We start from the raw sequence: 14,672 nt of genomic DNA on the forward strand, positions 1-14,672 counted from the left end.
ATAGCCACGTCGATCACTCCGTTCCCCTGCCCGTTGCCGAGCAGGTCAGTGTTCTACGTGGGTCAATATTCGATGCAAATTACTGCGTAGGGTGGGTCAGGATTCCGTGCAAATCAACAAAGGCAATGGCGCATATTCCCGAGTCATACGAGCGCTTAAAGCGCGCGGCGGGCTGATGCCGATGGTCCATCTCGCTTCGGCCGCCGGCATCTCGGGTGGTCCGCGTCAAATCCCGTTCGAACGTGTCTGGCAGAACCTCGTCGACATCGGCCTCTTTGAGACTATCGAGGTGCCCGGGTTGGGGCAATGTTTCGCCTTCGCTAAGAACGCCTCATATCTCGATGCACTGCTGCCCCCCATCAGGGCACGGCTGATAGCGGAGACTGTCCTTCTTCAGTCGGTTCAGGAATGGGCGGCAAAGCTTGGGCTCGGGAGCTTCAATAGCTTCAAACTTCGAGGTGGTCTGGCTGCAGCACGGCCTATCGTTTCGGTGTTCGAGTGGGATATGACGGCGCCCTCCTATATAAGCGCGTTGGCCACCTGGAACAAATCCGGCCGCCCCAAGCCCGGATTCATCGTACTCGATGTGTTGCTTAAAGACGAGGTTGACCTTAACGACCTCTCGCCATTCATCTACAAATGCAGGTCGCTGCGGCAGGTGCGCGGGGTTCGAACGATGCAGTTCTTCGTCGCGCATCGCTACACCCTTCAGGCGCTGGATGCAATCCGGCGTGAGGGCGTCGTACCGGCAACAACCGAATCCCTCTTCGGCACCGACGTCGCGCGGGCCTTGATGGAGCTTAGCGCGACACTGACGCAGGCAGCTACGCAAGCGGTCGACCCTGAGAAGTTCACCCAGTTGTTCGAGAAGCTCGGAAAAATTGAAGGCGCAGCTGGGACTCTTCGCGGAGCGCTCTTCGAATTTGTAATCGCAGATGTGATGAGAAGGACGGTTGCCGGCGCCAACATCACCATGAACAAGATTTACCGACAGGATGGAAAGGACGTTGCAGAAGTCGACATTAGAGTAGTCGTGCCTGGCCAACAGATTCGGTTTATCGAGTGCAAGGGCCTGCTGCCGGGGCGTTTGCTTCCGGATTCCGACGTCGAGGCGTGGCTGAACAAGCGCATCCCAACCGTTCGAAGCCAAACGCTTGATAATCCGGAATTCAGGAACCTCGCATTGACTTTCGAGCTATGGCTCACCGGGGAGCTGTCACCAGAGGCGGATGCGAAGATTAAAGCGATGCAGGCCAGCGTAGACCGCAAGCGGTACGCAATCAAGGTGCTCCTCGCTCCCGAGATTGAAGACACCGTGAGGGATTTACCAGACCTGCGCAAAGTCATCACACAACACTTTCTACGACATCCGCTTGCGGCTTCCGACGAGGTCATCAATCCGGTCTCGAAGCGACAGATTTCTAGGACCGCAGCAATCTTTGCAGACCTCGCTCCGAGCGTGTCATCCCCATCTGACATCGAGGCTAATCAGACCTCGGCGTGAGCGGACATCGAGGCGCTCATCCGAATACCGCGCGGCTCCTCACGGTGGCAGCACGCTGGTGAGTGCGTCGTAGAGACCTTGAGCTGTTCTCCTGACATCGCCACGCGACGCATTCGTCATGATTTGCGTGATGGAACTGTGGGGCAAGAACTTGCTCCGAAACCATCGTCCTCAGCTCGCCATCACTAACGCGTGTTCAAGCGCGGCGCCGAGCTGTCCGTGCCACCCATGAAGTCTCGGTGGCTAAGAAGCTGCGACGTTCCTTGTTTCAATAGCTTGTTCCGACGCCGGTCCGCACGGATAAGTCGGGATACCACGCGCGGGCGCGGCATGACCACAGCGGCCGCGCCGCTTCGGTTCCGCAGCGCGACCATCAATGGCATGGGGGCTCGCGTCGCTTAGAGCCGGCCCGTGAGCAATTGATGCATCAGAGCGACATGGTGATAAATCTGCCGTTCTTTGCTCTTCCCCAATCCAGGGTAGTGCTGTGCCGCGACGTCGTCAGCGTAATCCTGCAACGCTTGGTCGTTGCCGAACTTTCGCGGAAACTGCCGAGCGCGCGCGACAAGTTTCCCCGCGGCCTGAAGGAATTTTTCGCCGACTGTGCCAACGTTGAGTTCAACGTCGTCGGAAACGAAGTGTTCAACCCACACGTCTCCACCTCGCTCCTTGAACGTGCCGTGTATCGCCACTGCGGCGGCAGGCCCGCCACCCGCTTCAAACGTTGCCCCGAGGATTGTGTAATCGCCGAATCCGACTGCTCCTTGCTGATAGTTCAGGTGTCGGTCGGTGAAGAATTCGATGCCGACGTAGTCGGCATTGCGCGCTTTGCGTTGGAAGTCGTCGCGTACGTCCACAACCTTTTCACGAGGAAGCATCGCTCGATGCGCCGCGCTCATCCGCTCGTGCAGGTTGATATGGAATCGAATGTTCGCCCTTTCGGCCAGCCGTTGCACCTGCGCGTCCGACAGCCGGGCATTCAAGTACAACAGTGCAACGTCGCGGTCGCGATATTGCGCGAGGAAATCTCTGATTTGCTCCGCGGTCGTCGCTTGCGAGCACAGCAGGCCAGGAATAAGCGAATCGTGCGCGTCGATAGCAGCTTTGATAGGCTCAATCCAGCCGTCGAGGCCGCGGCCATGGAACTCGTGCTGGTAGGGGCTCGTAACGACAATCAGATTGTCACCAGCCTCCCCGAAATCATTCAGCAGTCGCTGCAGGGGCGCATGCGCGCGATTGACCGGCTCAAGTATTGGAATAACGGTGTCTCGAAGCGGGTAGTTACCACGCAACGAACGTAATGCCAACGTCTCCGACTGCCGAGCGTAGAGATAAGGAAAGTACAAAGTTTGGCCCTCTCGCATTCCGCCATGCAGGCGGAGAGAGCGCCTCAGGCGAGCTGGAAGTCGACGTTCTCTCTCAACGCAGAGAGTGCGGTTTCTCTCTGGCGCCCTGACAACGGAGTGGCGTAGCCAAGTACGCGCAAGCTCTCCGGCAGCGCGGTCACAAAGCGCACGGTTTCCCCGTCGGCTTTCCTTTTTCTTAGTGCGTGGACGAAGATAGCATGCGCCTCCAAGGGCGTAAACTCCCTGAAAATCTCACCGCAATAGGCTTGAATAATCCCGGATGGTTTCACTACTGGCGCGCCGGTTTTCAGCGAAACAGCATCGATATATTCGGCTTTCTGAAGGCAGCTGAATATGGTTTGGGGTGATACGTTATTACGGTTGGTCAAAGGCTCGCGAATCTGTCGCAGGGAGCCCCGGTCGGTCAGGACAAGGACACCAACGCGCGGGTCAACGATTTCAGCGTAGCTTTCCGCGCAGCGGGGATGAGTCACCAAACAAACGCGGTCAAACGCAGCCAGATAGTCCGATGTCTGTGTAGTGAGGCGTCGCGGTGTATCGAATTCAGTTTTGATTTCGTAGGCCGTCGACGTGCCGTTGAAGACCGCAACGTCGACGATTGAGCGCCCGACGGGAAGCTCCACATGCAGCGACGCAGTGTTCGGACTGTGCCTTCCAAAGACTATCCGGCCGGCAATTTCCGTCTTGTAGACGAACTCGTTGCGGTACGCGCGTCGAATCTCGAGCCACGCAGACTCAAATAATGATGCCAACGGCTGGCCCTTGGCGGCCGTCAACAGTCCATGCTCCGCCAGGAACCCGAGCGCTACCTCCCAGTTTCCAGACCGCGCAATATCTGCAAATACCGGCCGCGTGAACATCCGCGCGAGCAGCCGCAACCGCTCCGCCGAACTCAAGGTTCGGCGCGGTGCGCGTGATTTCGCGAGTGGAGCGACGGATTGCAAAGCAGCCATTTGGTCTGGATTGTGGTCAGCGGGGTACCTGCCGTATAAGTCGGTCGCCATTGTAAGCCCGGCGCCGTTTTCATTGCCAGGTCGCAGAAATCAGTGCCAGCTTCCTTCCGGGTTGCCCCGACCGCGAGACTCTTCCCCCGCGCTTCGACCCTGCACCGGTCGCTCGAACAAAGCTACACCTCTGCGCCAGTCCCGCGATGAAAAAGTCGCTCATGGCCAACGAACCGACCCAAACGACGGTTCATGCCGTCATAATTTCAGCGCGGTGTGGCGTACGTTTGAACAGAATGCCCTTCGGTCATTCGCCCATGCCCTTGTCACCGTGCTGAATCTCTCTCTTCTATGCCGGCGACGCCAACGTGCGCCTCCGCTGGATTCGTGCATCGCAATGCACAACGTCGCTGTCTTTCGAGAATCAGGACATGCCTCGATACCTTGTTCCATCATCTGCATTTCAGCTTGCGCTTGAATTGGCTCGGGCGGTTGTCGCTGGAGGCCTGCAATTGCCGCAGGCCGAACGAGCATTGCGCGATTCCTATCCTGAAATGTCGCCTCGGGCTGCGAAGGGCTACATCGGAAGTTACGTTGCAATGCGCCGCGGCGCGAAGAGCTTCGCGACGACTATCGCGGCGAACGCTTGGAAGCTCTACCTGAAGGATACACGGCTGGAATTACGACAAGATTTTCGACACTCGAAAACGACGTATCTAAGCCTGGCTTATCCGGCAATTGCGAAACAATAAACCAAGCGCGCAGAGCGTAATGCGGCTGACCAAGGTGAGGCTGACGGCGCGCACCGGTGGCGTTGCTTGTTACTTGCACCAATGAATCGAGCCGGCCTTCAACCAAAAATGGGACCGACAATCAAATGTACGGTCGACGGACGAAGGAAGATTGGGAAAGCGCTTTCTCCGGTGCGTGAGAGTCCGCTTCGAACGCTGGTCATCCATCATGGGAATCAGTTTTCGCTTTTCATTAGGCAAACGTTTGCAGTTTGCTGGTTGAAAATTCCGCGAAATGGCGCGGTTCCTGCCGTCGAAAATAACTTCGTAATATTCGTTCGTTGATGCCTTGAATAGGTCTTGAACGTGCATATATAGCATTCGCTTGCGACCACGACTCCTTGCCTATGACTGCTGCTGCGACCGCACTTCCCGCGTCATCCGATTCCGGCTCGAGCCCAGCTGCGCTAGCTGGACTCGATGACACCGCTCTCGCCGCATGGCTGAGGCAACAAAAGACCGATAGGAAAGAGGTCGTTCTCGTCCACGCCGGAACTACCTGCAAGGTATACGAGAGGCCTAGCACCCGCGGTGTTCTGCAGTCGGCGGACCCGGAAGGCAAGTCGAAGAGTGTTTTCAAGGCGCTGGCAAGGCAGCGGCGCCTGCTCGCAGTCGAGGTTGCGCCGGCCGAAATCGCTGAGGCGGCGACCGTGAATGCAGCTTGGCTTCCTCACGAGATGTCGGAGCGAGACATCGATGAGTTCGTCGAGCAGCGCAAGGTGCACCTGGGACGCGTTGAAGGGCGCGGGGAGGCAATCACACCGGACACTGCGAATCAGGTCTGGGCTGATGCGGGTGGCTGCTGCATGTTCCAGGGTTGCGGACACGATTTGAGCGTCGTTCCGTTGTACAACAAGGGGGCACGCATCGCCTATCTTGCACACATCGTCGCATCCGACCCTTGCGGCCCGCGAGGAACCGACCAGGACTCTCACAGGCTGTCCAACGTAGCTGAAAACATCATGTTGATGTGCGACGCGCATCACCGGCTGATTGACAGCTTCGCGCCCGACCGCTTTGACGCTCAACGATTGCGCGACATGCGGCGGCATCACACCGAGAAGGTCCGGAGCTATCGCGCTGCAATGCGGCATCGCGTAGCCCAAGTGGTGACCATTTTCGGCGACATCGGCGCGACGCCCACGCACTTCCCTGACAGCGAGTTCATGGAGGCACTGCTCTCTGAGGAGCTCTCCATGCACCCGGAAGTGAAACGGCATCTGGTCTATCAGAGCCGTGACGACCGTACGGCTCCTGGTTTCTGGGAAAACTACCTGCGGGAAATGCAGCTGCAAATCGGGCTGATGGTGCAATCGCTCAGTCGACCCACTGCGGCCTCGCCCGACGAACTGGCAGTCTTTCCGCTGCATCACTCGGCGACGCTCGTGCTCGCAGGTCGCATCGTTGGGGAAGCGCGCCGGGTCCGGGTGTTTCAGCCTTCGCGCCGGCGCAAATCGTGGTTATGGAACAAAGACGCCGATGTACAGCCGGCCGGTACCTTCAAGGTTATCGGCCATACGGACTCGCCGGTCGATGAGATGCTGCTCACGGTCGAACTGACTGCACATCTCGACGAGAGCGCCATTCCGGCGAACCTCGCCACGGCCATCGCCAGCGGCGCTCTTCGCCGAATTCGACTCACGACTGACGCGCCGGACGGTGAGTGCCTCCAGCGAAAAGAGGACCTGGACCAGGTCATGAGTGTTGCTCGAAGGGTCATCAACGACATCCAGGACAAGATGCACGCTCGACGTGTGCACCTTATCGTCATCGCTCCGGCAAGTGCTACGTTCAGCATTGGGCAGCTCCTGCAGGCCGGGCATCACGCCGCATACACCCTGTACGACCGCGCGAACTGGGAACAGCCGTTCAGAGAAGCTTTCACCATCAATGGCCACAGCGTCGTTCCGCCTGCTGGGTCTGACCAAACCCCTATAACGATTCGCTGAAGGAGACCTCGCGTGGCCTTGACCAAAAATGCTCAGCTCGTTGACCAAGCCATCAGGCGCCGCGGTGGTGTCGCGGCGCTGACGAAATCCATGGGTATCGCCATGGACAGTTTTTCGCATACTTACGCGGACAGCGTGTACGGCAGCGTCCAACGCTCAGACCTGCCCGCGAAAATCATTCGCCAGCGCGAACCGTTTGCGCATGCACTGAGCATCGTGAACGACCACATCACGGTGCGGCCGGAGGAAATCGAAGCTGCTTCCGCCGCTTACGATGATATTGCCCGACGTCTTGTGGCAAAACTCGATTGGCCGATAGAAGCCATCAGCATCCATCCGCAAGGCTCCGCAAGTACCAAAACGTTGATTCGCATGCCGGACCGCACAAAATTCGATATTGATGCCATCTGCGAAATCGACATCACGAAGGTTCAGGCGCAAGACCCTATGACCTTCTTCGCGGCAGTCGGCACAGCATTGGATGGGCTGGAGGTCGTAGCCAAGAATCGCTGCTGGCAAATCAAGTACAACGGCGAGCCCTTCTATATTGAATGCACGCCTTCCGTGCCTCTGGCGACTATTCCTGCGTCGCAGCGGGAAGCGTCGCATCTCAAGCCTGCCATGCCGGAGTTCGCGAGCACTGCTCTGGCAGTCGTCGATACCCCGGACAAGAAGTGGAAGACTTCGAATCCGGTGGGGATTCGAAACTGGGTCGAACGCGTCTCCGCACGGAACATCGTCGCCAACCTGGTGCTGGAAGAGTTCACGAAGTCTATAAGGGCAAACATTCAACCTGTATCGCCGCAAAGCGTTGAGGTCGAAGAAACCCTTCGGGTGGCCATTCGTCTCTTCAAGCGGCATCGAGACATGCGCGTTTACAGGCAAGAAATCGCCAAAGATTTTCAACCCATTTCCATCATTCTCGTCACCTTGGTCACTATCTGCTACGACGGCCTCGCAGACCTGATTGATGAAGGGGTGCTGCAACCCTTTTCGCATCCGGTGGATGCACTCGTCGCGATTGCAGACCTCTTGCCCGAGATGATTATTGACTATCCGGGTACCGGCTATCAGTTGGCCAATCCAACGGTGGTTGGCGAAAATTTTGCGGAGCGCTGGAATAAGGACGACGGCGAGCGCGCTCAGACGTTCGATGTGTGGTGTGGGCTTCTGCGCGCAGACCTAGAGAGAATCGCCGCTCTGACCGACCCAAAGGAGATTGAAGCCGAAACCCGTGAAGTCTTCGGCTGCCATGCGAGCAGTGGTCCGACCGGCTCCGGTGGTTCGGGCGGCTCCGCGCCGTACATCTCGGTTCCGCGTCCGCCGAAGCCTGCGCCCAGCACTCCGGGCTTGGCATAACGGCGTATTGCATGAGCGTCGACCTCGCGTCTATTCGTGATGAGCTCGCCGAGGTTCTTCTTGGACCTCCGACTCGAGGCAATGACGGCTCTACCGCGTACAGGCTCGCGCTGTCGAACGTTCCGGCATGGGGGCCAATTTCGACCGCCGAAATCGTCTTCCCTAAAGGGTTTCCTGACCACGCTATCGCACGCATCCGCCTTTCTTCGGATGCCGTGCTTCAGGTGCCGCACGTCGAAGAAGGCGGATTCCTTTGCATCGACGGTGAGCCTGGTCCCGGGCGGGGGCTGAACCCGCTCGAGCGAGTGCAAAGCCTCCTTATCAGTTTCCAGGAGCAGTTCCTCGTTCCATGGGCAAACGGAGGACTCGCCGACGACTTCGCGAAAGAATCGCAGAACTATTGGCAAATTTATGTCGCCCGTCTTGCGACAAAGGATGACGCAGCTCGCGAGGTCTGGACTGTCGACTCCGTCCCGCGAAGGGCGCAGATTCGGGAAGGCTTGCTGCTGCAGGGAGTGGGGCTCATCTTGGCAGGAACGGACGACAATCCGTTTGTGCAGCGGCTTATCAAGACGCTTGGTCGAAACGCGTCGCCGCAACGCCGCGTTCTCATCGCCGATATTCCCATCTCCCATCCCTTCGTGCCGGCGACGTGGCCACGAAACGTTGAGGCGTTGCGGCGCATCTTGAAAGCAAGGCTGAAGGCAGCGGACTTCAATCGTTTTCACGACCAAAGCATACGCCGGCAACGGGAGCGAGAACACCGGATAGCCCTGTTTCGCGCTCATGACAGCGCCTTCGCGTTTGCGCTGCCCGGCGGCCCACCAACGGTCCGTCCGGCCGCACGTCCATACCGCGGACTCCGTGCTCGGTCACGGCAAGGCATCCAGCCGATGCTCGTCGAGCGAGTTGACCCCGATTGGACGGTCGGACGGGACCAGTTTCCGCAGGTGCATCCTCGACAGGCCACGCGCATTGTCGTGTTCGGTGCGGGAGCCCTCGGCAGCCCTGTCGTCGAGCAGCTTGCAAAGGCGGGGGTCGGCCACATCACGCTCGTCGATTACGACATCATGGAACCCGCGAATATCGGCCGCCATCTGCTCGGTCTCCAGCACGTGGGCCATCGCAAAGTCACAGCGGTCGCCGACGTTGTAAACAAAGGTCACCCGTCCTGCGTCGTTACTCCTTTTGCGGGAACGGCGCAGAAGTGGCTTCAGGGAAACTCGCTCGGTGACTATGATTTGGCTGTCGACCTGACCGGTGAGCCCACGGTGCAGTGGTATCTGAACGAAGCCCGCCGCCAAGAGGCGTGCCCCCTCGTTGTCGGCTGGATGGAGCCGTTTGTCGCCGCGGCGCACGTCTGCTTGCTGACGCCAAGTACGCTCTGGTTTCCGAATGCGAACCGCACGGACCGGCTCAAGCTACTCGAAGCCATCGATTGGCCTGGCGAGGTTATCCGGCAGGTTCCTGGATGCAGTAGCCGCTTCCAGGCATACACTTCAGCCAATGCGGCGTACGCCGTCGCACTGGTGTCAGAAAATATTCTGCAGCTCATCGACGGCGAAGTGGAGAGCTCCAAAATTCTCAGCTGGGTGCGAGGACGGCAATTCCTGGATAGGCAGTGGCAAGGTTTGACGTACCGAGACTGGGCAGCGGACGCTACGGAACATGTCGGCATTACGAAGGAGCGGCCGTTCATATGAGTTGCCGCACCTTCTTTTCGCCAGACAAAGCGCGCTACGTGTTGTTCCCCGAGAGCGTGCTTCAACACATGTACAGCTACGCTCAGCGCCGGTGGAATCAGACGGAAGCAGGAGGCGAAATCTACTCGCCGACGCCGTACTCCCCAAGTCTTCTTGTTGATGCCGTCACAGGCCCGCACCCGAAGGACCGGCGCGGCAGGCATGCGTACAATCCGGATGTCGCATCCGCAACGCGCGCGCGCAACGCGGAGTACGAGCGCGGCCGACATGCCGTCGGTTTGTGGCACACACATCCGGAGCCGCAGCCCAGCCCATCAGGGCGTGATAGAGCGACGACGGAAGATTACCTTGATGCCTTTGGCGATGACCGCGAGCGATACCTGATGGTCATCGTCGGGAATCATGGGGAAACACCGGCCATGACGGTCTGGTCGGCGGAGAAAGGTGGTGGCTGGCAGTGCTGGTTCGAATTTCGCGGACAGCCGAGTGATTTGCCCGTTACAACCATCCGATACGATAAAGGCGGAGATTTCGATGGAAGTCCGGAACGAGATTTTTGTATCGGTCGACGTTGAAACGTCTGGCCCTATCCCCGGCGAGTACAGCATGCTGTCCATCGGCGCGTGCTTGGTCGATACACCGGAGACAAGTTTCGAGCGCACTTTGAAGCCGTTGAATCGGAACGCTGACCCCGAAGCGCTGGCGGTGACCGGGTTTTCGCTTCAGCAGCTCGAGCAGTGTGGAACGGAACCCCGCCAAGCCATGACCGAATTCGATGCTTGGGTCAAAGCTGCCTGTAGCGAAGGAGACGTCCCGGTGTTCGTCGGGTTGAACGCTCCATTCGATTGGTCCTTCATCAATTACTACTTCCACCGATTCAACGGCGAGAACCCGTTCGGTTTCACGGCACTCGACATCAAGGCTTATTACATGGGAGTGATGGGCTGCTCCTGGCGAGACACGCGCTCGAGTGCGATGACAGGCTGTCTGCATCCGACGCAGAAGGGAAATCACACGGCTGTTCAAGACGCTGTCTACCAGGCTGAGCTGTTCCGTCTGACCCGAGAATACCGGCAGAACCGCGGTAAATGATTCGCCGTCGTGCGACGGTGATTGGCGCCGTGCGGTGTTATCAGCCATTTTCCATGGGCTGACGACAGCCGATATTGACCTACATGGGCCGCGCGGAGATTGGGGGCGGCCGTTGTCCTTGCCTAACGAATTGTACGGCGGGAAACCATCAACCTCAGCTATCGAGAGGCATCCACCAATAAAAATCCAGATGGATGCCTCCCAAAATCCAGCTTTATGACTCCCGCTACACTACACCTCAAACATCAATATTCCCTGCCCGAAGCGCATTGTTCTCGATAAACGCCCTACGCGGCTCGACATCGTCGCCCATGAGCGTCGTGAAGATGCCATCGGCCGCAATCGCGTCTTCGATCTGCACGCGCAACAGGCGCCGCACGGCCGGATCCATCGTCGTTTCCCAAAGCTGCCCGGGATTCATCTCGCCGAGACCTTTGTAACGCTGCTTGGAGACATTGCGTTCGGCATCGGCAATCAGCCACTTCATCGCGCTCTTGAAGTCGCTCACGGCCATGTTGCGCTCGCCGCGACGGATGAATGCGCCCTTGCCGATCAAGCCCTTGAACGTATTGGCCGTATTCACGAGCTGCTGATAATCGGCGGTGAGCTGGAACTCCTCGTCGATCACCGACACCTTCACGTTGCCGTGATGACGACGCTCGACGCGCAGCGAACGCACTTCGCGCACCGGGTCGTACATGGCGACGACGCTCACCTCGGGCTTTTGCGCATCGTCGCGCAGTGCCGATTCGAGTGCGGTAGCCGAGCTTTGCGTCGAGGCCTCGCTCGACAGGTCGATCGCAACGCCGTCCATGATCGCTTCGAGCGCGCGCTCGTCGTAAAGGCGGCTCAGCCGATCGACCACGCCACGCGCAAGCTGATACGAGCGCGCGAGTTCGCCGAGCGCGTCGCCTGCGATCGGCGTCGCGCCTTCGTTCGGCAGCAGTTCCGAGCCTTGCAGCGCGAGCCGCAGCATGTGCGCGTTGAGGTCCGCGTCGTCCTTGAGATAGCGCTCGTCCTTGCCCGCCTTCAGCTTGTAGAGCGGCGGCTGCGCGATGTACACATAGCCGCGCTCGATCATCTCCGGCATCTGGCGATAGAAGAACGTGAGCAGCAGCGTGCGGATGTGTGCGCCGTCCACGTCCGCGTCGGTCATGATGATGATGCGGTGGTAGCGCAGCTTTTCGAGGTTGTAGTCGTCCTTGCCGATGCCGCAGCCGAGCGCCGTAATCAGCGTGACGATCTGCTCCGACGACAGCAGCTTGTCGTAGCGCGCCTTCTCGACGTTGAGCACCTTGCCGCGCAGCGGCAGAATCGCCTGGAACTTGCGGTCGCGGCCCTGCTTTGCCGAGCCGCCTGCCGAGTCGCCCTCGACGATATAGATTTCCGACTTCGCCGGATCCTTTTCCTGGCAGTCCGCGAGCTTGCCGGGCAGGCCCACGCCGTCCAGCACGCCTTTGCGTCGCGTCATTTCGCGCGCCTTGCGTGCGGCGTCGCGCGCGCGTGCAGCGTCGACGATCTTGCCGCAGATGATCTTCGCGTCGTTCGGCGTTTCGAGCAGGAATTCTTCGAGCGCCTTCGCCACGACGTCTTCAACCGGCGCGCGCACTTCCGACGAAACGAGCTTGTCCTTCGTCTGCGAGCTGAACTTCGGCTCGGGTACCTTCACGGAAAGCACGCACGAGAGGCCTTCGCGCATGTCGTCGCCGGACGTTTCGACCTTGGCCTTCCGGGCGATTTCGTTGTCGGCGATGTACTTGTTGATCACGCGCGTCATCGCGGCGCGCAAGCCCGTGAGGTGCGTGCCGCCGTCGCGCTGCGGAATGTTGTTCGTGAAGCACAGCACGCTTTCGTTGTAGCTGTCGTTCCACTGCATCGCTACTTCCACGCCCACGCCGTCTTTCTCGCCCTGCACGTAGAAAATGGTCGGGTGCAGCACGGTCTTTTGCTTGTTGATGTACTCGACAAAGCCCTTCACGCCGCCCGCGAACGCGAAGTCGTCTTCCTTGCCGGTGCGCTGGTCGGTCAGACGGATGCGCACGCCGTTGTTCAGGAACGAGAGTTCGCGGATGCGCTTCGCGAGGATGTCGTAGTGGTACTCGACGCTGCCGAAGATCGTTTCGTCGGCCATGAAGTGCACTTCGGTGCCGCGGTTTTCGGTGTCGCCGATCAGTTGCATCGGCGAGGTCGGCACGCCGTCCACGTCTTCGATCATGCGGTTCTGCGCGACGCCGCGGTGGAATTCCATGAAGCGCTTCTTGCCGTCGCGGCGCACCGTGAGGCGCAGCCAGCTGGAGAGCGCGTTCACGCACGACACGCCCACGCCGTGCAGCCCGCCCGAAACCTTGTAGCTGTTCTGGTCGAACTTGCCGCCCGCGTGCAGTTCGGTCATCACGATTTCGGCTGCGCTGCGCTTCGGGTCGTGCTTGTCGTCCATCTTGACGCCCGTGGGGACGCCGCGGCCGTTGTCGCTGATGGAGATCGAGTTGTCCGCGTGAATCACGACGCGGATGTCGTTGCAATAGCCCGCGAGCGCTTCGTCGATGGAGTTGTCGAGCACTTCGAAGACGAGGTGATGCAGACCGGTGCCGTCCGATGTGTCGCCGATATACATCCCGGGCCGCTTGCGCACGGCCTCCAGACCCTCGAGGATCTGGATCGACGAGGCGCCGTAGCTGTTGTCGGGTTGGGAGTTGTTCGTATCAGTCATGGAATTTTTCCGGTTCTGCTGTACTGCCAGCGTTACTGCTCGGGGCTTTTCGAAAAGCCATAAAAACGCCAAAGGGGCGCAGCGCCCCCTGGAGTTCTTCTTCTGTCGCGCTTTTTAAATGCGCATCGGCATCACCACGTATTTGAATTCCTCGTTTTCGGGAATCGTGATGAGCGCGCTGGAGCTGGAGTCGCCGAGGCTCACTTCCAGCATGTCGATCTTCAGGTTCGCCAGGACGTCGAGCAGATACGTGACGTTGAACCCGATGTCGATGGTGTCGCCCTGGTAGGCGATTTCCAGTTCTTCCTGGGCCTCTTCCTGATCCGCGTTCGTCGACATGATCTTGAGCTGGCCCGGCTCGACGATGCAGCGCACGCCCTTGAACTTGTCGGACGTGAGAATCGCCGCGCGCTGGAGCGAGCGCTGCAGCTCTTCGCGGCCGATCAGGAAGGTGTTCTTGTGCGCCTTCGGAATGACGCGCTGGAAGTCGGGGAACTTGCCTTCCACGAGCTTCGAGACGAGTTCGACCTGGCCGAAGGTGAACTTCACCTGGGTCGAGCCGATGTCGATCTTCAGCACGTCGTCGATGTCTTCGAGCAGGCGCTGGAGTTCGAGGATCGTCTTGCGCGGGATGATGACTTCCTGGCGCGCGAACGAGCCTTCGATCTTCATCGACGAAAACGCGAGGCGGTGGCCGTCGGTCGCGACCGCCATGAGCTGGTCGCCGTCCACGACGAGCAGCATGCCGTTCAGGTAGTAGCGGATGTCCTGCTGCGCCATCGCGAAGTAGACCATGCCGAGCAGCTGCCGGAAGGTCTTTTGCGGCACCGCGAGGCTCGCGCCGAAATCCGTGGTCTGGGCGACGGTGGGAAATTCGTCGGCGGCGAGCGTCTGCAGCGCGAAGCGGCTCTTGCCCGACTGCACGGTCAGGCGCTTGTCGGCGAGCGTGAGCGTGACCTGGCCGTCGGGCATCGCGCGCAGGATGTCGAGCAGCTTGCGGGCGGCGACGGTCGTGGCAACCTGGTCATTGCCCACGCCGAAATCGGCGTGCGTGGTGATCTGCAGCTCGAGATCCGTCGAAAGGAACGAGACGTCGGAACCGTTCTTGGTGATCAGCAGATTGGCGAGGATCGGCAACGTGTGGCGGCGTTCGACAATGCCGCTCACCGTTTGCAGCGGCCTGAGGAGGTTATCGCGTTCGGTCTTGACCAGTTGCATAAAGTTCCTTCGTTGATGTGACGGCCTGCGCACCC

12 protein-coding genes are annotated in these 14,672 nt (G+C 59.4%); 7 read left to right on the forward strand and 5 right to left on the reverse strand.

Annotation, left to right across the window (positions count from 1 at the left end):
• The first annotated feature begins 106 nt into the window (after window positions 1-106).
• Complete coding sequence (locus tag EPN59_RS15395; protein ID WP_293043135.1) at window positions 107-1,504, forward strand: hypothetical protein; 1,398 nt, start codon at window positions 107-109, stop codon at window positions 1,502-1,504.
• Window positions 1,505-1,902: 398 nt separating this feature from the next.
• Here EPN59_RS15395 and EPN59_RS15400 read toward each other — a convergent pair whose 3' ends face one another.
• Both EPN59_RS15400 and EPN59_RS15405 read right to left on the reverse strand, forming a co-directional pair.
• A complete protein-coding gene (locus EPN59_RS15400; RefSeq protein WP_293043137.1) occupies window positions 1,903-2,868 on the reverse strand; it encodes a sce7725 family protein in 966 nt (321 codons plus the stop codon).
• Between the two features lie 26 nt (window positions 2,869-2,894).
• Complete coding sequence (locus tag EPN59_RS15405) at window positions 2,895-3,824, reverse strand: sce7726 family protein (RefSeq protein ID WP_293043139.1); 930 nt, start codon at window positions 3,822-3,824, stop codon at window positions 2,895-2,897.
• A gap of 422 nt (window positions 3,825-4,246) precedes the next feature.
• Between EPN59_RS15405 and EPN59_RS15410 the strand changes: the two genes are divergently transcribed.
• Window positions 4,247-4,567 (forward strand): hypothetical protein, encoded by a 321-nt coding sequence (locus EPN59_RS15410; RefSeq protein WP_146211736.1) that lies wholly within the window; start codon window positions 4,247-4,249, stop codon window positions 4,565-4,567.
• A 69-nt stretch (window positions 4,568-4,636) separates the two neighbouring features.
• Here the strand turns inward: EPN59_RS15410 and EPN59_RS19740 are convergent, their stop codons facing one another.
• Window positions 4,637-4,927: a DUF6527 family protein gene (locus EPN59_RS19740; protein ID WP_363928569.1), complete on the reverse strand. Its 291-nt coding sequence runs from the start codon at window positions 4,925-4,927 to the stop codon at window positions 4,637-4,639.
• Window positions 4,928-4,953: 26 nt separating this feature from the next.
• On the opposite strand from EPN59_RS19740, the gene EPN59_RS15415 reads away from it, so the two are divergent.
• From EPN59_RS15415 to EPN59_RS15435, 5 genes are read left to right on the forward strand one after another with little or no spacing between them, the layout of a single operon-like run.
• Window positions 4,954-6,555 carry an SAVED domain-containing protein gene (locus EPN59_RS15415; RefSeq protein ID WP_293043143.1) on the forward strand — a complete coding sequence of 534 codons (1,602 nt, stop codon included), beginning with the start codon at window positions 4,954-4,956 and terminating at the stop codon, window positions 6,553-6,555.
• Between the two features lie 12 nt (window positions 6,556-6,567).
• The gene (locus EPN59_RS15420) at window positions 6,568-7,914 is read left to right on the forward strand and encodes a nucleotidyltransferase (RefSeq protein ID WP_109343395.1); all 1,347 of its coding nucleotides are present in this window, start codon (window positions 6,568-6,570) and stop codon (window positions 7,912-7,914) included.
• A gap of 11 nt (window positions 7,915-7,925) precedes the next feature.
• Entirely contained in the window at window positions 7,926-9,617 is a 1,692-nt protein-coding gene (locus EPN59_RS15425; RefSeq protein WP_293043146.1) for a ThiF family adenylyltransferase, read from the forward strand.
• The gene (locus EPN59_RS15430) at window positions 9,614-10,192 is read left to right on the forward strand and encodes a Mov34/MPN/PAD-1 family protein (RefSeq protein ID WP_293043148.1); all 579 of its coding nucleotides are present in this window, start codon (window positions 9,614-9,616) and stop codon (window positions 10,190-10,192) included. The genes EPN59_RS15425 and EPN59_RS15430 overlap by 4 nt, the downstream gene beginning before the upstream one ends.
• Window positions 10,152-10,709, forward strand: coding sequence for a 3'-5' exonuclease (locus EPN59_RS15435; RefSeq protein WP_293043150.1), 558 nt, complete (start codon window positions 10,152-10,154; stop codon window positions 10,707-10,709). Before EPN59_RS15430 ends, EPN59_RS15435 begins: the two co-directional genes overlap by 41 nt.
• Window positions 10,710-10,947: 238 nt before the next feature.
• On the opposite strand, the gene gyrB is transcribed toward EPN59_RS15435, so the two are convergent.
• Window positions 10,948-13,419, reverse strand: coding sequence for a DNA topoisomerase (ATP-hydrolyzing) subunit B (gene gyrB / locus EPN59_RS15440; protein WP_293043152.1), 2,472 nt, complete (start codon window positions 13,417-13,419; stop codon window positions 10,948-10,950).
• A gap of 114 nt (window positions 13,420-13,533) precedes the next feature.
• Complete coding sequence (dnaN, locus tag EPN59_RS15445) at window positions 13,534-14,637, reverse strand: DNA polymerase III subunit beta (protein WP_293046341.1); 1,104 nt, start codon at window positions 14,635-14,637, stop codon at window positions 13,534-13,536.
• Window positions 14,638-14,672 lie beyond the last annotated feature (35 nt).

This window comes from Paraburkholderia sp. (assembly GCF_004298475.1).
Classification (GTDB): Bacteria; Pseudomonadota; Gammaproteobacteria; order Burkholderiales; family Burkholderiaceae; genus Paraburkholderia; species Paraburkholderia denitrificans.